16 protein-coding genes are annotated in these 19,169 nt (G+C 66.2%); 1 reads left to right on the forward strand and 15 read right to left on the reverse strand.

Annotated elements, in window-relative coordinates:
- Positions 1-59: 59 nt before the first annotated feature.
- The 7 genes from rlmH to leuS form a co-directional block, all read right to left on the reverse strand.
- Positions 60-530 carry a 23S rRNA (pseudouridine(1915)-N(3))-methyltransferase RlmH gene (gene rlmH / locus THITHI_RS0105620; protein WP_018232102.1) on the reverse strand — a complete coding sequence of 157 codons (471 nt, stop codon included), beginning with the start codon at positions 528-530 and terminating at the stop codon, positions 60-62.
- 82 nt (positions 531-612) lie between these two features.
- The gene (gene rsfS, locus THITHI_RS0105625) at positions 613-990 is read right to left on the reverse strand and encodes a ribosome silencing factor (RefSeq protein WP_018232103.1); all 378 of its coding nucleotides are present in this window, start codon (positions 988-990) and stop codon (positions 613-615) included.
- Between the two features lie 26 nt (positions 991-1,016).
- On the reverse strand, positions 1,017-1,673 hold the full coding sequence (gene nadD, locus THITHI_RS0105630; RefSeq protein WP_018232104.1) for a nicotinate-nucleotide adenylyltransferase: 657 nt from the start codon (positions 1,671-1,673) through the stop codon (positions 1,017-1,019).
- A gap of 81 nt (positions 1,674-1,754) precedes the next feature.
- Positions 1,755-3,038: a glutamate-5-semialdehyde dehydrogenase gene (locus THITHI_RS0105635; RefSeq protein WP_026186090.1), complete on the reverse strand. Its 1,284-nt coding sequence runs from the start codon at positions 3,036-3,038 to the stop codon at positions 1,755-1,757.
- A 32-nt stretch (positions 3,039-3,070) separates the two neighbouring features.
- Positions 3,071-4,120 carry a DNA polymerase III subunit delta gene (gene holA, locus THITHI_RS0105640; RefSeq protein WP_018232106.1) on the reverse strand — a complete coding sequence of 350 codons (1,050 nt, stop codon included), beginning with the start codon at positions 4,118-4,120 and terminating at the stop codon, positions 3,071-3,073.
- Between the two features lie 192 nt (positions 4,121-4,312).
- Positions 4,313-4,711 carry an LPS-assembly lipoprotein LptE gene (locus THITHI_RS0105645; protein WP_018232107.1) on the reverse strand — a complete coding sequence of 133 codons (399 nt, stop codon included), beginning with the start codon at positions 4,709-4,711 and terminating at the stop codon, positions 4,313-4,315.
- 146 nt (positions 4,712-4,857) lie between these two features.
- Positions 4,858-7,311, reverse strand: coding sequence for a leucine--tRNA ligase (gene leuS, locus THITHI_RS0105650; protein WP_018232108.1), 2,454 nt, complete (start codon positions 7,309-7,311; stop codon positions 4,858-4,860).
- A gap of 212 nt (positions 7,312-7,523) precedes the next feature.
- Between leuS and THITHI_RS0105655 the strand changes: the two genes are divergently transcribed.
- Positions 7,524-7,889 carry a TusE/DsrC/DsvC family sulfur relay protein gene (locus THITHI_RS0105655; RefSeq protein ID WP_026186091.1) on the forward strand — a complete coding sequence of 122 codons (366 nt, stop codon included), beginning with the start codon at positions 7,524-7,526 and terminating at the stop codon, positions 7,887-7,889.
- Positions 7,890-7,937: 48 nt separating this feature from the next.
- Here the strand turns inward: THITHI_RS0105655 and THITHI_RS0105660 are convergent, their stop codons facing one another.
- The 8 genes from THITHI_RS0105660 to THITHI_RS0105690 form a co-directional block, all read right to left on the reverse strand.
- A complete protein-coding gene (locus THITHI_RS0105660) occupies positions 7,938-9,011 on the reverse strand; it encodes an ABC transporter ATP-binding protein (RefSeq protein ID WP_018232110.1) in 1,074 nt (357 codons plus the stop codon).
- 102 nt (positions 9,012-9,113) lie between these two features.
- A complete protein-coding gene (locus THITHI_RS0105665; RefSeq protein WP_018232111.1) occupies positions 9,114-9,953 on the reverse strand; it encodes a carbohydrate ABC transporter permease in 840 nt (279 codons plus the stop codon).
- Positions 9,950-10,846: a carbohydrate ABC transporter permease gene (locus tag THITHI_RS0105670; RefSeq protein WP_018232112.1), complete on the reverse strand. Its 897-nt coding sequence runs from the start codon at positions 10,844-10,846 to the stop codon at positions 9,950-9,952. Before THITHI_RS0105670 ends, THITHI_RS0105665 begins: the two co-directional genes overlap by 4 nt.
- Entirely contained in the window at positions 10,843-12,162 is a 1,320-nt protein-coding gene (locus tag THITHI_RS0105675) for an ABC transporter substrate-binding protein (protein ID WP_018232113.1), read from the reverse strand. The genes THITHI_RS0105670 and THITHI_RS0105675 overlap by 4 nt, the downstream gene beginning before the upstream one ends.
- Positions 12,163-12,251: 89 nt before the next feature.
- Entirely contained in the window at positions 12,252-12,398 is a 147-nt protein-coding gene (locus THITHI_RS20555) for a hypothetical protein (RefSeq protein WP_156820482.1), read from the reverse strand.
- Entirely contained in the window at positions 12,395-15,211 is a 2,817-nt protein-coding gene (locus tag THITHI_RS19615) for an EAL domain-containing protein (RefSeq protein WP_198005580.1), read from the reverse strand. Before THITHI_RS19615 ends, THITHI_RS20555 begins: the two co-directional genes overlap by 4 nt.
- A gap of 331 nt (positions 15,212-15,542) precedes the next feature.
- Positions 15,543-16,187 (reverse strand): response regulator, encoded by a 645-nt coding sequence (locus THITHI_RS0105685; protein WP_018232115.1) that lies wholly within the window; start codon positions 16,185-16,187, stop codon positions 15,543-15,545.
- Positions 16,184-18,535, reverse strand: a complete 2,352-nt coding sequence (locus THITHI_RS0105690) for a PAS domain S-box protein (RefSeq protein WP_083908667.1) — start codon at positions 18,533-18,535, stop codon at positions 16,184-16,186. Before THITHI_RS0105690 ends, THITHI_RS0105685 begins: the two co-directional genes overlap by 4 nt.
- Between the last annotated feature and the right edge of the window lie 634 nt (positions 18,536-19,169).

The raw sequence follows: 19,169 nt of genomic DNA on the forward strand, positions 1-19,169 counted from the left end.
GCACTCCCCAGTTCCCACTTCGCACTTCATTTCCCCCTTCCCAATTCACACTGCCCACTTCATTCACGATGGTACGGGTGCCCCCGCAACAGGCTCCACGCCCGGTAGATCTGCTCGGCGACGATCACGCGCACCAGTGGGTGCGGAAACGTGAGCGGTGACAGAGACCAGACGAGATCGGCGCGAGCGCGGCAGGCAGCGGTCAGGCCCTCGGGACCGCCCACCAGCAACGCGACATCCCGGCCGGCATGCATCCAGTCGTCCAGGCATTTCGACAGTTCGGCAGTGGAAAAAGTGCGTCCCCGTTCGTCCAGCGCAACGACCTGGCAGTCCTTCGGGATCGCATCCAGCATGCGGGCACCCTCCGCCTCCGCGATGCGGGCGAGATCCGCGTTCCTGCCGCGCCTGTTGGCCGGGATCTCCTTCAGATGCAGGCTGCACTCGCCGGGCAGGCGCCCGGCATATTCCCGGTAGGCCTCGACAACCCAGGCGGGCATGCGTTCACCCACCGCCAGGAGATGGATGCGCATTAGTACCCCGTGTCGCCCGCTGGTTGCACGTCAGGGCCCCGCACGGCCACGCTGGACTGCAGGATATTTGCGGGACACGACACTAACCCCGCAGCCGCTTGACCTTGCTGACCGGCTCGGATGCCTCGGCGGCCGGGGCATCGGTGAGCCAGAGCTTCTCCAGGTTGTAGAAGTCACGCACGCGGGGCAGCATCACGTGCACCACCACGTCGTTGAGATCCACCAGCACCCATTCGTTGTCCCCTTCCCCCTCGGTGCCCAACGGCATCACACCCGCCGCCTTGGCCTGGATGGCCACGTTGTCGGCAAGCGCTTTCACGTGCCGGTCCGAGGTGCCGCTGGCGATCACCATCATGTCGGTGATGGTGGTCTTGCCACGCACATCGATGACCTTGATATCCTGGCCCTTGAGGTCCTCCAGGGCCTTGATCACCAACCCGGTGAGTGCTTCAGTCTGCATGTCTACCCCGTATACGGATGGCGGTTTCAGGCAAGGCGCGTGGCCTCGTCCCGGGCATGTGTCACGTAAAGCCCGTGCATGCGGATGTACTCGAGCACGCTGTCGGGCATGAGATAACGCGGGCTTTCGCCCCTGCGCAGCATGGCACGGATGGCGGTGCCCGAAAGATCCAGTGGCGTCACCGGATGGAAGAACACCGCGCCCGCGGGCCGGCGGCGCAGATCGTCCGGATCCCGGGTGGCGGCCCGGGTGAGCGGGTCGCCGGGGCCACGGGGGGCAGCGCTGCCGGGCCGGTGCACCACCAGGATGTGGGCGAGCGTGAGAATGTCCTGCCAGCGATGCCAGGAGGCAAGCCCCGCAAAGGCATCCATCCCCATCATCAGGCACAGCGGAACGTCGGTGCCCAGTTCCGCGCGCAGGCTCTCCAGGGTGTCGACGCTGTAGGACGGGCCTTCCCGGTCCAGCTCACGCCGGTCCACACAGAATCCCGGCTGACCCTCGATTGCGCGCTCCACCATGGCGAGACGGTGTTCCACCGGGGCCTCCGGCGCATGGCGATGCGGCGGGATGCGGCAGGGCACGAAACGCACCTCGTCCATATGCAGCTGCTCCATCACCTCCAGCGCGGGGCGCAGATGCCCGAAATGAACGGGGTCGAAGGTGCCGCCGAGGATCCCGATCATGAAGGACGTGGCAAGTGGCAAGTGGCAAGTGGCGAGGAAAGCAGTCCTTGCCACTTGCCACTTGCCACTTGAGACTGGGCGTCAGCCCCGTACATGCCCGTCTCCCAGCACGACGTACTTCAGCGTGGTGAGGCCCTCCAGACCCACCGGCCCGCGCGCATGGAGCTTGTCCGTGCTGATGCCGATCTCGGCGCCGAGGCCGTATTCGAATCCGTCGGCGAAACGGGTGGAGGCATTGACCATCACGGAACTGGAGTCCACCTCACGCAGGAAACGACGGGCGCGGGTGTAGTCCTCGGTGACGATGCTGTCGGTATGGTGGGAGCCGTAGGTGTTGATGTGCTCGATGGCGGCATCGAGACCGTCCACCACCCGTACCGCCAGCACGGGGGCGAGGTACTCCTCGCTCCAGTCCTGCTCGGTGGCCTCCTTGATGCCGGAGAGAATGGCGCGACTGGCCTCGCAACCGCGAAGCTCCACGCCCTTGTCGGCAAACGCGTCCCCCAGCCGCGGCAGGATACGTTCGGCCACACCGCGGCTCACCAGCAGGGTCTCCATGGTGTTGCAGGTGCCGTAACGCTGGGTCTTGGCATTGACGGCCACGCGCACGGCCTTGTCGGGATCGGCACCGTCATCCACGTATACGTGGCACACGCCGTCCAGATGCTTGATGACGGGGATGAGCGACTCCTCGCTCACCCGGGCGATGAGCCCCTTTCCGCCCCGGGGCACGATCACGTCCACGGAGTCCTTGAGCCTGAGCAGCGCACCCACGGCGGCCCGGTCGGTGGTGGCCACCACCTGCACCGCGTCCATGGGCAGACCCGCCCGTTCCAGGCCGTCACGTATGCAGTCGGCCAGGGCCCCGTTTGAATGGAAGGCCTCGGAGCCGCCGCGCAGGATACAGGCGTTGCCGGACTTCAGGCACAACCCTGCCGCATCCACGGTCACGTTGGGGCGGGATTCGTAGATGATGCCAATGACCCCCAGGGGCACGCGCATGCGCCCCACCTGGATGCCGCTGGGCCGGTAGTTGAGATCGGAGATGGCCCCCACCGGATCGGCGAGCGCGGCGATCTGACGAAGGCCCTCGGCCATCACCGCGATCCGCTCCGGCGTGAATGCAAGGCGGTCCAGCAGGGCATCATCGAGACCGTTCTGCTGCCCGGCCTCCAGATCCTTGCGGTTCTCCGCCATCAGCGCCGCGGCGCGGGCCTCGATGATCTCCGCCATCCCCAGAAGGGCCGCGTCCTTCACGCCGGTCTCCGCCCGGGCAAGCGCACGCGAGGCCGCCCGGGCACGCCGCCCCATCTCCACCATGTGAAGCTCGATATCACCCACCACGTTGTCCGCCACAGCGTTCATGGACATGCTTCTCCTGTCCGGGCATGAGGGCCTTACGCCTCCCGCATGCCGCGTCTCGCATCCCGGGGCGGGCCCTCGAACAGGACCCGGCCCGCAATGCCTGCCGTCAATTGTAACAACTCGTCCCAGGCGCTGCCCGGTGCCTGACCCTTGATGGTCCGGTCCACCAAAGCACAGCGTGACAGCAGGGCCCGCCAGCCCCCCACCGGGTGCCGGGAAAGGGCCTTCCTGACCAGTGGCTGGCGGCGCGACCAGACACCCTTCATGGCCTGGGCAGGGGCAGTGCCCGCGTGGACTTTTTCCGAAATATCCGCCAGTTGCCGGACCTCCCGGGTCAATGCCCAGAGGATCAGCACCGCCTCCACGCCTTCGCCGCGCAGACCGTTGAGTACATGCACCGCTCGGGTGACATCGCCGGTCAGGGCCGCGTCGGCCAGGTCGTAGATGGTATATCGGGCCGCGTCACTGACCGATTCCAGCACCCCGTCCGCGTCCAGCGGTCCCGCGCCCCGCAGCAGGGCGAGTTTTTCCACCTCCTGTGCGGCCGCCATCAGGTTGCCTTCCATCCGTTCCGCCAACAGGCGCACCGCCGGCCCGTCGGGCTGCAATCCCCGGGCGCGCAGTCGACGGGTGATCCAGCCGGCTGTTTCCGACAGGGACAGGGGCCAGACCTGTATCATCACCCCGGCCCGCTCCAGGGCCTTGACCCACTTGCTGTTCTGGACGCCGCGATCCAGCTTGCCGGCATGCACCATGAGCAGGGTGTCCTCGGCGGGCCGCCCCGCAAAGGCTTCCAGCACCCGGCTCCCCTGGGGGCCCGGCTTGCCGGTGGGCAGCCGCACCTCCAGGATGCGCTGCTCGGCGAACAGCGACAGGCTGTCCGAGGCCGCCTCGACCTGCCCCCAGTCGAAACCCTTCTCGACGGTGAATACCTCGCGCTCGGTGAACCCCCGGGCCCTGGCAGCGGCGCGCACCGCGTCCGCCGCCTCCATGAGCTGCAGGGGCTCGTCGCCCGCGAACAGATACACGGGGGCGAGGCCCTCTTCCAGGTGACGCGCCAACTGTTCGGGTTTCAGCCGCATACGGATCAGGTTGAATGATCAATGGACAGGATTGACAGGATTCTTCAGGATTTACAGATGTTGAAAACCAAAAAATACCAGACAGGTCGTACAGGAGTCTGATGGATCATTTTCTTGATCCGGTCTGCTCGATTCTGTTCTTCATTCTGTGAATCCTGAAAAATCCTGTTAATCCTGTCCATTCCAGGGAAGTCACTGAGTCGCCGCCTGCAATCGGAACATCACCAACTGGGAAAGATCCCGGTGCATCGCTTCCCGCAGGGACTGTTCCTGCCCGGCCTGACTCAGCACCTGCAGCGGGTCGTGGACGTATTCACGGGTGATGCTGAGCGTCACCGGCTCAAGCGCCCACTCATCGCCGCGCCCGCGCACTTCATACTCGAGCACCAGATACAGTTCATACTCGCTCACCCGCGCGTCCCCGCCCACGGAGAGCACCCGCCGGCCCGACTCCAGATGCCGCACGCGAAACTCCGCCGTGGACGCCTGACGGCTGTCCACCAGCGTGACGCCACCGGCAGTCAGCAGGATGGAGAGTTCGCGTGCGAAACCATGCCCGGCACTCACGCCGGTGATCTGCGTGCGTTCCATCTGCGGCGGCAGTTCAGGAGGGCCGCGCAGCTGAAAGCCGCATGAAGCAAGGAGCAGAGACAAGAGGCAAGAGACAAGATACAGGAAAAGCCGAACCGCCTGGGGGCGGGCGTGTCTCTTGCCTCTTGTCTCTTGCATCTTGTCTCTCACTTCACCACTACATTCACGAGCCGTCCCGGTACAACGATCATCTTCACCACCGTCCTGCCTTCGATGTGCCGCTGCACATTCTCATCAGCAAGCGCGGCTTCCTCGACCGCGGGGCGATCGGCATCGGCGGCCACCTGGACCTGGCCGCGCAGCTTGCCGTTGACCTGCACCACCAGTTCCACGGTATCGCTTTCGAGCGCTGATTCGTCCACTCGCGGCCAGCGTTCGTCCACGGCGGCACCGTCATGGCCCAGTTCCCGCCAGAGCGCATGGGCGATGTGGGGCACGATGGGGGCAAGCATGAGCACGGTGATCTCCAGTGCCTCCTGCATCACGGCGCGGCCCTGGGCGCTGGTGTCCTCGAAACGGCCCAGTTCGTTCATCAGTTCCATGCACGCGGCAATGGCCGTATTGAAGGTGTAACGCCGCCCGACGTCATCGCTCACCTTGGCGAGCGTCTGGTGCAGCTTGCGGCGCAGCGCCTGTTGTTCGGCAGTGAGCGCCGACGTGTCGAGCGCGGGCACGCGGCCACCCTGGACATGCCCGTAAACCTGCTTCCACAGGCGCCGCAGGAAGCGATGTGCCCCCTCCACCGCCGAGTCCGACCATTCCAGCGACAACTCCGGCGGCGCGGCGAACATCATGAACAGGCGTACGGTGTCGGCGCCGTAGCGTTGGATCAGCGATTCCGGGTCCACGGTGTTGCCCTTGGACTTGGACATCTTCGCCCCGTCCTTGAGCACCATGCCCTGGGTGAGCAGGCGGGCGAACGGCTCGTCGCTCGACACCAGGCCCTCGTCGCGCATGAGTTTGTGGAAGAAGCGCGCATAGAGCAGATGCAGCACCGCGTGCTCGATGCCCCCGATGTACTGATCCACCGGCAGCCAGTGGCGGGCCCGCCGGTCCAGCATGGCATCATCCGCGTCCGGGCAGGCATAGCGCGCGTAATACCAGGAGGATTCGAAGAAGGTATCGAAGGTGTCCGTCTCCCGCTCCGCCTTGCCGCCGCACCCGGGGCAGGTGGTCTCGTAGAACCCGGGCATCTTCTTGATGGGCGACCCCAGTCCGTCAAAGGCCACATCCTCGGGCAGTACCACCGGGAGATCCTCCTCCGGTACCGGCACCGGGCCGCAGGCCGGGCAATTGATCACCGGGATCGGGCAGCCCCAGTAGCGCTGGCGCGACACGCCCCAGTCCCGCAGCCGGAAGTTCACCCGACGGCGCCCCTTGTCCGCCTTCTCCAGGAAATCGGCGATGGCGTCGAAGGCCTGATCTGAGGAAAGTCCGTTGAACTGGGCCGATTCCACCAGCACACCCTTGTCGGTGAAGGCACCCTGCTCCAGGTCCACTTCCACGCCATCCTCGGCGGGGATGATCACCTGCCGGATGGGCAGGTCGAACTGTTTCGCGAACGCCCAGTCCCGTTCGTCGTGGGCGGGTACCGCCATGACCGCGCCGGTGCCGTATTCCATCAGCACGAAGTTGGCCACCCAGATGGGCACCGGCTCGCCGGTGACCGGGTGCACGGCCGTCAGGCCCGTATCCATGCCCTGCTTCTCGAGCGTCGCCATGTCCGCCTCGGAGACCTTGGTATGGCGGCACTGCTCGATGAATTCGGCGAGCCTCGCATCATCCCCGGCGGCCTTGACCGCAAGCGGGTGCTCAGGGGCCAGGCCCACGTAGCTCACGCCCATGAGCGTGTCGGGCCGAGTAGTGTAGACGGTAAGCGGCGCCTCGCCCTCGACCGCGAATTCCAGTTCCACGCCCTCGGAGCGGCCGATCCAGTTGCGCTGCATGGTGCGCACCTGATCCGGCCACGCCTCCAGGCCGTCCAGCCCCTTGAGCAGTTCATCGGCGTAGTCCGTGATGCGCAGGAACCACTGGGGAATCTCGCGGCGCTCCACCGGCGCGCCCGAGCGCCAGCCCTTGCCATCGATCACCTGCTCGTTGGCCAGCACGGTCTGGTCCACCGGATCCCAATTCACCATCGCGGTCTTCTTGTAGGCCAGGCCCTTTTTCATCAGCCGGGTGAACAACCACTGCTCCCAGCGATAGTACTCGGGCCGGCAGGTGGCCAGTTCCCGGTCCCAGTCATAGCCGAAGCCGAGGCGCTTCAACTGCCCGCGCATGTAATCGATGTTCTCGTAGGTCCATTGGGCCGGAGGCACGCCGTGCTGGATGGCGGCGTTCTCCGCCGGCAGGCCGAACGCGTCCCATCCCATGGGCTGCAGGACATTCCTGCCCTGCATGCGCTGATAGCGGGCGATCACATCGCCGATGGTGTAGTTGCGCACATGGCCCATGTGCAGCCGCCCGGAGGGGTATGGAAACATGGACAGGCAATAGAAGGGTTCCCCCGGGGCATCCTCCCGGGCGCGAAACGTGCCATTTTCCTCCCACCAGTCAATGGCTTGTCGTTCCAGTGGTTCGGGTTCGTAGTGTTCGTGCATGTGACGGATTCTTCCGTGCATCGGAAATGGAAGGGGCAGGCCTGTCGCCTGCCCCGGGCAATGGATCAGGATACCAGCCGCCCAAGCGGACCCACAACCGGAGCGGACCCGGCACGCGCAATGCGGACACGCTTCCTGATGTTTCCCGATTCCCGGGCTACACTGAAATGGAAGGAGCCGTCCTGGATCCATCGCAAAACGGAGGTATGCAAATGAGTTCCGAAATGAACGAGATTCTCAATCCCGGTTCTGTCACTCGCGACCCCGCCTTCAAGCATGCCCCCCTGGGCTGGACCCGGGAAGACGCCATACGCGAGGCCGAGTCTGATGGTCTGACACTCACCGACGACCACTGGGAGGTGGTCCGATCCCTTCAGGAGTACTACCAACGCCACGAGGACGGCCGCGTCAACCTGCGCGAACTGCACGACGCCCTGGAGGAACGTTTCCACAGCCGCGGCGGCAGGAAATACCTGTTCGCCCTGTTCCCCAAGGGCCCCGTGGCCCAGGGCTGCCGCATCGCAGGCCTCAAACCCCCGGTCGGTACAGTGGAGTCGGGCTTCGGCAGCGTCGCCTGATCCCGGAGCAATCCGCAGGGCGTGGACCGGCGGCCGCCTTGGTGAAACTTAGAGGCTGACCCCCGCAGCGTCGAACCAGTGGATCGCCTGGACGTCCACGGAGACGTCCAGGTTCTCACCGCGCTGACAGCGCACCTGCCCGGCCACCCGCGCCGCACACAGGACCGTGCCGGCCGCACCCGCGTCCAGGAAGTACACCAGCGTCTCGTGCCCCAGTGATTCCAGGGCTTCCACCCGCAGTTTCAGGGCCGCCGACCGTTCGGCCGAGGCCAGGGCGAAATGCTCCGGGCGCAACCCGGCGTGACTGGCGCCCGCCGGCGCCCCGGCGGGCAGATCCAGCCACTGTCCGGCCAGTTGCATCTGTACTCGGCCGCCTGCCGTTTGCATACGCAGGGGAAAAATATTCATGGACGGGTTGCCCAGGAAGCCGGCCACGAAGCGGTTGGCGGGCCGCCGGTACAGGGTCAGGGGCTCGGCCACCTGCTGCAGCCGCCCCGCGTCCATCACCGCCACCCGCTGGCCGAGGGTCATGGCCTCCACCTGGTCGTGGGTGACATAGAGGGTGGTGGTGCCCAGGCGCTGCTGCAGCGCGGCGATCTCGGTGCGGACCTGCACCCGCAGGCGGGCGTCCAGGTTGGAGAGGGGCTCGTCCATCAGGAACACGGCCGGCTCGCGCACGATCGCCCGTCCCATGGCCACCCGCTGGCGCTGGCCGCCGGAGAGTTCCCCGGGCCGGCGCTCCAGCAGATCCCCCAGCCCCAGGGTCGCGGCCGCCTCCCGCACGCGGCGGTCGATCTCGGCACGCTTCAGACCGCGCATGCGCAGCGGAAAGGCCAGGTTGTCGCGCACCCGCATGTGGGGATAGAGGGCATAGTTCTGAAACACCATGGCCACGTTGCGGGCCTGCGGCGAAAGCGCGTTCACCACCCGTCCGTCCATGAGGATCTCCCCGGCACTCGCCTCCTCCAGCCCCGCCAGCATGCGCATCAGCGTCGACTTGCCGCACCCCGAGGGCCCGAGCAGCACCAGGAACTCCCCGTCCCGGATGGAGAGATCCAGCCCCGGGATCACCGCGTTCCCGTCGAATGCCTTCCTGACCCCCCTGAACTCAACCGAAGACATCGGCCCTCCTCTATCCCACTCCCCAATTCCCGATTCTCACATCCCGAACGTTCATCCTTCATCCTTCATCCTTCATCCTTCATCCTTCATCCTTCCAAAGGCTCACCCCTTCACCCCCGCCCACGCCACCCCCTGCACGAAGCCGCGCTGGAACACCACGAACACCACCAGCACCGGCAGCACCATGAGCACGCCGAAGGCGAGGATGTCGCCCCAGGCGAGCGGCGGCAGGGTGTAGAAGGTGGCGATGCCGAGCGGCAGGGGACGCACCTGCTCCGAGGTGGTCATGAGAAGCGGCCACAGGTACATGCCCCAGTGGAACAGGAAGGTGACGATGGCGACGCTGGCGAAGGCGGCCCGGCTGTTGGGAATGACGATGGTGAGAAAGGTGCGCAGCACGCCCGCCCCGTCGATGCGGGCCGCCTCCTCCAGTTCCCGGGGCAGGCCCAGGAAGAAGCTGTAGAAGAGGTAGATGGCGAGGGGGTTGGCCACGAACGGGATGGCCTGCACCAGGTGGTCATCGCGCCAGCCCAGCCACGAGACCTGGTAGAAGAGCGGAATGGCGATGGCCTCGAAGGGGATCACCAGCAGCGCCAGCACCAGCGCGAGTACTGCATTTCTTCCCCACCAGCGCAGGCGCGCCAGGGCGTACCCCGCGAAGGCGTTCACCGCGAGGCCGAGCCCGACGATGAGCCCGTTGATGATCAGCGAGCTCGCCATGTAGCTGGCAAACGGCACCCGCTCGAATACCGAGCGGTAGTTCTCCAGGCTGGCCGACTCCGGGACGAAGGCGCGCAGCGTGCCCGCCTCCGCCAGCACCAGCGCATCGGGCTTGACGCTGCCCGCCAGCATGAACAGCACGGGTCCGAAGAACAGCGCCGTGCAGGCCAGCAGCAGGACATAGGCCAGCACCATGCGCACCACGAGACCGGGGCGGCTCATTGCACCTCCCCCCGCTGACGCATCAGGCCGCGCTGCAGCAGCGTAATGCCCAGCACGATCACGAAGAACACCACGCTCATGGCCGCGCCAAGGGCAACCTGTCCCTGGTCGAAGGCGGTGCGCACCACCTCGTGGATCACCGTGGTGGAGGCATCCCGGGGACCGCCGCGGGTCATGATGCGTACCTGGTCGAATACCCGGAAGGAGAGGATGGTGGTGACGATCAGCACGAAGATCAGGGGGTTGCGCAGTCCGGGCAGTGTCACATGCAGGAACCGGCGCATGGGCCCCGCCCCGTCCACGGCGGCCGCCTCGTAGAGTTGGCGGGGGATCGCCTGCAGTCCCGCCAGCAGGATCACCATCTGGAAACCCGCCCCCTGCCAGATGGAAGTGACCATGATGGCAGGCAGCGCCCAGGCCGGATCGTTGAGAAAATCCCGGGGCGCCCAGGCCCCGAGGCTGAGTGTCGCCAGCACCGCATTCAGCAGCCCGTCCGGGCCCGGGGCGAAGATCAGCACCCACACCACCGCCACCAGCGACAGTGGAAACACCACCGGCATGAAGAACAGGGTGCGGAACAGCAGCCGCCCCTGGAAGCGGCGGTTGAGCAGCAGGGCCAGCGCCAGGCCCAGAGCGGTCTGCACCGGCACCACCACCAGGGCGAACAGGACATTGTTCGCCAGGCCGCGGCGGAACCCCGGCTCGTCGAAGGCGAGCCGGTAGTTCTCCCAGCCGACATACTCCAGCGGCAGGGGGGAGCCCATGCGCAGGCTCGTGAAGGAGAGCACCACGGCGAGTGCGAAGGGCAGCAGGATGAAGACCCCCAGGCCAGCCAGGGCAGGCGTCACCAGCCACCAGGCGATCCGGGCCTCGCTGCGCCGCCACGGGCTCACAGCGGCATCTCCCCCGCCGCGGCCGACGCGCGTTCAACGTCCGGATAGAAGCGGTTCGCCACCAACTCCCGGTCGATGTGCCGGGCCGCCCGGACAAGCGTCTGTTCCACCGGCGCCCCATGGCGGATGTCCCGGAAGGCCCGGCTGAAGGCGGCGGTAATCACCGGGTAGGCGGGGGTGCGCGGACGCGGTACCGCGTAGCCCTCCTGCAGTTGCCGCACGAACAGATGCAGGGGGCCGCCGGGGCCATAGTCCGGCGATTCGGCCACCGCACGACGCGTGCCCGGTACCGCGCCGTTGGCGCGGGTCATCTCCAGCACCTGCCGGGGCTCAAGGAGAAAGGCCAGCAATGCCGCGGCCAGTTCCGGCTCCCGGGCCTCACGGGTGATCGCCCATTGCCAGGAACCCTGGCCGGTCACCAGACGCGGACCGAGGCGCGGCAAAGGCAGGAGCAGCAGGTCCCCTCCCAGGGCCTCCCGGTAGGCGGGATGATTCCAGTGTCCGCCCCAGGCGAGCGGCACACGGCCCTGAACGAAGGCGGCGTCGTCCAGATTGGGGTCCACGTAATCCGATTCGATCCAGTGCTGGATCTCGCCCATGGCGCGCACGGCGGCCGGGGCGTCCAGGGCGCCCGAGGCACCCGCGCCGTTCTCCCGGTGCACCAGGTCCGCCCCCGCCGACTGGATCAGGGGCGAGAATGCGTAGGTGAACCATTCGTCCGGGTAGTTGAGCTTGAGGTCCAGCACGCGGCTGTCCGGCGAAGAAGCGGCGAGCCTTTCGAGCACCGATCGGAACTCGTCGCCGTCCCAGGCGTCTTCCGGCCCCGCCGGGATGCGCACCCCGGCCCGCGCCAGGGCGCGACGGTCCGCCCACAGGCCGAGCCCCGAATCGAACACGCCTGCGCCGTAGAGCCGGCCGCGCCAGGTTCCCTGGGTGATCAGGGAAGGCAGCAGGTCGTCGCGAACGGCCTCGGGCAATAGGTCATCCAGTGGGCGCAGCCGCCGCTGCCACGCGTAGTTGTAAAGATAAGGTCCATCCAGCTCCAGCAGATCCGGCAGGCGGCCTGCCAGGGACGCCGCCTGCACCTGGCCGTTGTAGGACCCCTCAGGAATGAAGGTGAGCCGCACCGCCACACGCGGATTGCGCGCCTCGAAGCGGCGCAGCTGCGCTTCCAGGGTGACGCGCTCCGCCTCGCGGCCCGCATGGGCCCATACATGCAGTTCGCGGACACCGTCGGCGGCCGGAGGGCGGTCGATGCAGCCGGCGATGACCGCCACGGCCAGAAACAGCATGATGAACCCGAGCGATTGCCTCATCCCTTCAGATTAGACCGGATGAGGCCATTGGCCACCGGGAGCCGGAAAATCAGGAGGGGCAAGCATGAAGCCGCATGCGGGCGATGCAGTCAATCCTGCTGCGGCGTCAGCGTCGCAGGCGGACCGTCAATGACCGCTGACAGGTGACGGTCGGACGGGGCCACGATGCTTCTCGTGGCATCGGGAACAGACGCAGCCACCTGCTCCCCGAAAACACGACCGTTGCGGTGGTTCATGACCTGTCCGTCAACAGGTTACCCAGGACCCTCGCCCGTTGCTCATCAACGACCTTCGGCATCGTTTCCGCCATGAAAAGCCCGAGTTCCATGGGGCGCGCAATCCCGTAACCCTGCATGTACTCGATGCCCATGTCGCGCAGCATCACCTCGATTTCCGGGTTCTCCATGGACTCGGCGACCATCGGCAGGTCCATGGCGCGCGCCACCGTATGGGTTGCCTGCACCATGGCGGCATGCCGCTCGTCGGTGGGCATATCGCGCACGAAGCCGCCGCCCATCTTGATGAAGTCGATGGGCAGGTCGCGAAGATAGGCGAATGAGGACAGGCCCGTGCCAAAGTCGTCGAGCGCCACCTTGCAGCCCATGGAACGCAGGCGGGTCAGCAGATCGTGCGCCACCTTGAAGTTGCCGATGGTTGCGGTTTCGGTGACCTCGAAGCAGACGCGCCCGGGCGCGATGGCGTGCTCACCGAACTGCTGCTCGATGAATTCGGCGGTGCCGGGATTGCCGAGCGACGGGCCGGACAGATTGATGGAGTACAGCGGGCCATCGTCGTCGCCGGCGTCAGTCCGCGCCGCCAGTGCGGCAAGTGTGCGGGAAATCACCCACCGGTCGATCATTCCCATCAGCCCGTAACGCTCGGCGGCGGGGATGAACACTCCGGGGCCGACGACCACGGTGTCCGCCTGATGCAGGCGCAGCAGGATCTCCACCGCGAACAGCGACCGATCGGCCACCCGGACGATGGGCTGGCAGTAGAGCTCGAATTCGTCCCCCTCCAGGGCGTGCTGCAGGCGGGACAACCACATCATGTCCGTTTGATATCTGCTCATGTGGTGGTCGTCGGGCTCGTAGAGATGAACCTGGTTGCGGCCCTTCTCCTTGGCCGTGAAACACGCGGCGTCCGCCAGGGCCAAAAGCTGGGCGGGCGACTGATGAGGATCGGTGACGGGCACCACACCGATGCTGAGCGTCACGGCAAAGATGTGTCCGTCATAGCGAAAGCGTATCCCCTCGGCCTCACGGCGCAGGCGCTCGGCCACCTCCACCGCCTTCCCGGGCGGACAGCCGTGGATCAGCACACCGAACTCATCCCCTCCCAGACGGGCAAGGAGATCGGTGCCGCTGATACACCGTTTGAGCGCACCGACCAGTTCCTTGATCAGGTGATCCCCCGCGGGATGGCCGCAGGTGTCGTTCACGACTCTGAACTGATCGATATCGAGATAGCAGATGGCAAAGTGGGCATCATCGTCCGCAATGTGCGAGACCAGCGCATGAACGCAGCGCTCGAACGCACCCCGGTTGATCAGGCCCGTCACACTGTCGTGGGTGCCGTGGTAGGAGAGCAGGTGCTGTTCGGACCAGGCATTGAGCAGATCGTAGAAGACCGTCACCGTTCCGGCGATACCGCCTTCCGGATCGTGGATGGGCGCCGTGGAGTGGAATACGGCAACCTCGGTACCATCTCGGCGCACCATGAGGTTGTCGTCACTGCCGGCGATGATTCGGCCGCTATCCATGCAGGCCGCCACCACCGATGCCGGCGCCTCGCTGGTGTAGCGGTTCTCCAGGCGAAAGATCCGCTCGAATGACTCGCCCCGGGCCTCGGCGGACGACCATCCTGTCATGGCCTCCGCGGCCGAGTTGAGGGATTCGATGCGCCCGGCCCCATCCGTGGTGATCACGCCGTCACCGATGGAGCCGAGCGTGATCTCCGCAAGACGCTGCTGCTCGAACAATTTCACCACGATGCGGCGAACCCGTGCGGCGGTGAGAACCGCTATGCCGCCCACGAGGACCACCATGATCACCGAGACCGCCATATCACGCCGGATCCGGTGTGCGACGGGATGCAGCGCCTCCTCCACCGCCAGGCTGATCGCATCCGAAACGTCGATCACGGAGTCGATGGCATGGGTTGAGCGCTCCACCCATTCGCTGCCCGACATCGGATATCGCCCGCTTTCGAGGGCCCGGTGGACAGCCCTTCGATCCTCGGCGAGGCCTTCCTGGAACTGCTCCTGCATGGCCGAGAAGGCGCGGGTGACGGCCGAGGGAAAGGCATTTCTGCTCAGGTACTGTTCGAGTTCGGCGGTGTAATGATCGATCATCAGCGAGAGGTGACGTGCCTGCGCAAGGGCCGAGGCGGGCAGCGGCCGGCCCGCGCTGATGAAGAAGGCCAGCAGACCGCGCTCCCGGCCCGAGTACTCGCTCAGCATCCAGGAGAGTTCGCGCGCCCTGCGTGCGTGTTCGACGGTCAGCAGTTCCCGTGGCATCGGTGTCGAGACGGCCATACCCACCGTGTAGGCGGCGGCGATGGTGTCGGTTGCCGCGTCGAACCACTGCTCGTGCTCCACCCCGTCCGGGGGCTCCGTACCGGTATCAATGCGGTCGCGCAGATCGAGGACCCGGCCGTAGTCCGTTCGAAGCCGGTCCGTACTGTCGGAGAGGAAACGGTCACTGGAAAGACCGGAGGGCAGCGACCCGATCCGGTCATGGAGGCGATCCCATCGGCTGTCGGTGACACTTCGGACCGCCTGCAGCCGCAGCCTGAGCGTGTCGCGCTCATGGGACGGGGTGCCCAGAAGCGCCATGGTGAAACCGCGCTCCCGGGCCAGGGCCGTGGCGAAACCGATGGTCTCGGTACTGAGACGTTCCGCCGCCTGCACCACCTGCATGTCGCGGTATTCGTGATGGACCACCACCGCCATGCGGCCCGCGAAGCTGAGCACGGCCACCACCAGGAAACCCAGCGCGACCAGGATGAGCCGCTGTTGTCTGAGCGTCCCGTCCTGCATCCGGCTCATGGATGGCCTGTCCACGGTCATCCGTGTCGCCGTCCGGATGCGGTCGGTTTATCCGGCCCATACGCCGTCCGCACGCATCGCGGGCAGTCAGGCGTCCGACTGGGGCTTCGGGGTGCAGAGGTCATTTGATGCACCTTCCACCTCCATGATGAGAGCACACGGGTTGCAGCCACACGGCCGGCGGAGGAGACATCGTCATCCCGGGGACCCTCGAACTGACGGGCCATGATGTCCCCGCTCTCCGAACACAGCATAGCGTTGGCGTTCATCGTTTGACGCATGGAACGGTACGAACGGGAGTCTCCACAGGAAACTTAGGGAAAATTTCCCGTCACGGCGAGATCAGGCCGGTCCTGATGGCCAACAGCACCATCTCGGTGGTACTCGTGATGCCAAGCCGCGTCTTGATCCGGCTGATGTTGTTGGAGACGGTCTTCGTGCTCAGGTGGAGCTGCTCGGCAATCATGGCGGTATTCTTGCCTTCCGCCACGAGGCGCAGGATCTCGAACTCCCGGGGGGAGAGCGTGGAGAGCAGGTTTTCGGTGCCCTTCAGGTGCTCGAGCGCCACGTCCTGCGCAATGATCGGGCCGAGGTACAACTTGCCCCGCGCCACGCGATCGACCGCCTCGACGAGCACGTCGGCCCCGGCCTCCTTGAGAACGTAACCCAGTGCGCCCGCCTCCAGCACGCGCCGCACCAGCAGCGTGCTGCGGTGCATCGTGAACACCAGAATACGTGCCTTGGGATCACGGGCAACGATGCGCCGCACCACCTCCAGGCCGCTGATCCCGGGGAGCGACAGGTCGATCACCATCATGGTCGGGCGATGCTGCGCATAGAGCCGGCCGGCCGCCTCGCCGGAATCAGTTTCGGCGACCACCCGCATGCCTGGTCTCGCCTCAAGCAGACGCCTGAGGCCGGCGCGCACCACGGCATGGTCCTCGACGAGCAGGATATCGACGGGCGAGGGGTTCAACGGCGTTCACCGGTTGCGGCTGGAACCGCGTCGAGCGGCACCGACACGAGAATGCTCAGGCCATGACCAGGGCGCGAACACAGTTCGAACATACCGCCATGGGATTCAACCCGTTCACGCATGCCCAGCACGCCGAGCCCCATACGCACCTCCGTCGGCTGGATGCCCACCCCGTCGTCACGCACCAGGAGATGAATCCGACCTCCGGGTTGGGTGCATACCGGTGCATGCAAGGGGGCATGGGTGCCGGGCTCTCCTGCCCCGGGCGCGCCCTCGGCCGCACTCGGTTCCGGAGGTTCGTGGGCCAGACAGATCCGGATCTCACCGGCACGGGCGTACTTGGCGATATTGGTCAGTGATTCCTGCACGATACGGTAGAGATCAAGCGCCAGATGCTCGTCAAGCCCCTCGAATCCGGCTTCCGGGGCGCTGAATTCGCAGCGCACCAGGGGATTACGGCGCCCCCAGTCGCCGATCTCCTGGCGCAGTGCGTCGATCAGGCCAAGCTGGTCGAGTTCCAGGGGGTGCAGGCGCCGGGTGACGGCCCGCGCCCAGGACTGGGCGCGGGCTGTGAGGTCCATGATATCGCCAGCCGCAGCCGCCACGGTATCCGTATCCGCATCAGGGGCCAGAATGGATTCCGCGTCGAGCCGCACAGCCGTCAGCAGCTGGCCCAGTTCGTCGTGCAGCTCCCGCGCCAGACGCTTGCGCTCGTGCTCCCGTGCGGCGATCACGTTGCGGGCCAGCCAGCGGTTCTCCTCGAGGACGCGGTGCAACTGCCGCTGGGTGACCTGCTGGTCCGTGATGTCCCGACCCACGCCCCGGAAACCGAGGAAACGCCCCTCCGCGTCAAGGCGCGGCCGGCCGGTCAGCGACAGGTATCGCGGCCGCCCGGCTTCCGGCCGCCAGTGGATGGTCAGGTCGTGAAACGGCCGGTGGTTCTCCAGGGCCGCGAGGAACTCCCGCCACTCGGGTGTATCGACGACACCCTGGCTGCGATGGCAGTCCTCGCAGGACTTGCCGATTGCGCCGAACGGATCGACGCCCAGCAGTTCTCGGGCGTTGGGCGAGAGATAGATAAGCCGCAGATCGGGCCCCAGTTCCCACAGCCAGTCGGCGGCGATGTCCGTGAATTCACGCAGGCGCGCCTCGCTGGCCTCCAGCCGGGCCCGGTCGGCATCGCTCGCCGTGATATCCAGCACCGTGCCCAGCAGCTCCGTGATCTGGCCGTGGCGGTCCATCAGCACCTCCCCCCGGCTGTGTACCACGCGCAGGGAACCGTCGCGGGCGGTCAGATGGTGCCTGAACTCAAACTCCCGCGCGAAACCATCCAGGGCAACCCGCAAGGTCGTCATCAGCCCGGGGCGTTCTTCGCGTGGCACGCGCCTCAGCAGGGCGCGGTAACTGGCCGTTTCACCCGGCGGGTCGCCCAGCAGGTGCCACAGCTCCTCGGACCAGCGGAAACCGCGCATGCGGCGATCCCACACCCAGTAACCGAGGTGAGCGATGCGCTGAGCCGCCTTGAGTATCGAGCCCGTGCGACGCTCGGCATTGCGCGCCCGTACCCGCTCGGTCACGTCGCGAAACACGCCCAGCAGGCATGTCTGTCCCTCCAGTGCGATCCGGGACGAAGAAATGTCCGCCACGAACACGGTGCCGTCGCGGCGCAGCACGGGTATTTCCGTGCTGAAATGCGTCAGTCCGGCGGCATGGTCCCGGAAGGCATCCAGCACCCAGTTCCGGTCCCGGGGAGGATGCATGTCGGCGATGTCAAGGGTGAGCAGTTCCTCCCGGGGCCTTCCCAGCATGCGGGACATGGCTTCGTTGGCAAAAACCAGTTGACGACTGTCCGGGTCAACCACCACCAGGCCGTCGGTGGCGGCATCGACGATGGTGCGAAGGCGCCGTTCGGAGGCCCTGAGCCTGTCTTCGGCGGCACGTTGCGCCGTGATATCCGTGATATACGCCTCGAACCCCGTCAGGCGCCCGTCGGCATCATAGAGCCCCACCAGGTCGATCAGCGCTATGATCGCTTCCCGCAAACCGGCGCGGCGCAGCCGGAACGGCTCATGGTGCGGATAGGTGAGCTGATGAAGCCTGCCAACCAGATCCTCGGCCTGGCCCGGGTCCTCGAACAGATCCGCGAATGCCGGTGTATTCGGTGCATTGCCGTCGGGCAGCCCGAACAGGCGCCGGGCCGCCGGATTGGCGTAGACCATGCGTTGCCGGTGATCGAACTGGACCAGGGCCTCGTGCATGCGCGTCAGGCGCCGGACGAGAGTCTTGCGGCAATCGGAGTCTGAGCCGGCAGGCCTCGCCTTGCGGTTCCGGCTCAACTCAGCGGGCATGGGATCGTCTGCTCTGGTTCAAGACGGGTACGGATTCCTGCGTACGCGATCGTAATATGCCCCCGACCGCCCCGCCGGTGCCAAGGCGCGAGGCGACAAACATCAAGGCACCACGTGACACCGGGTGAAGCGGACCGGCACAGGCGTGCAACCGGGGGCCGCTCCGGTGCCTTTGACCTTGTATACCATGTGGTCTGTGGAAGCGGACACAGTGCTCGGTGTCCAATGCACGGATCCCTTCCCCCTTCACCACGCACGGCATGTGGATCATTTTCTCATGCAATCAATCAATTGAAAGGCATGCCGGGAAAGACTCCCGCCCTGCACCCGACGGGTTCCCGGAAATGGCCTTGAGCCCCCCCGACCAGGAACGCTGCACCCGGTGATGGCCCTATACTCCGGCTCATCGCCATTCCCCCTGATCCGCTCAAGGCGCCTTGTTTCCGGAGCAGTCGGGCACCGTGTGTCATCAGGCCTCTGAACTTCGTGGGCGGTTTGCGCGTCACGGGCGCGGATCTCCCGGTTCCCGGACACGCCGGTTGCGTGTCCGGCCTGGCGGACAAGCCGTATGACGGTGTGCATGGAGGTGTGCATGGAAGTGGACCTTGCATCGGTGCGGGTCGGTGCCGGCTTA

The organism is Thioalkalivibrio thiocyanodenitrificans ARhD 1, assembly GCF_000378965.1.
In the GTDB taxonomy this organism is placed as follows: domain Bacteria; phylum Pseudomonadota; class Gammaproteobacteria; order Ectothiorhodospirales; family Ectothiorhodospiraceae; genus Thioalkalivibrio_A; species Thioalkalivibrio_A thiocyanodenitrificans.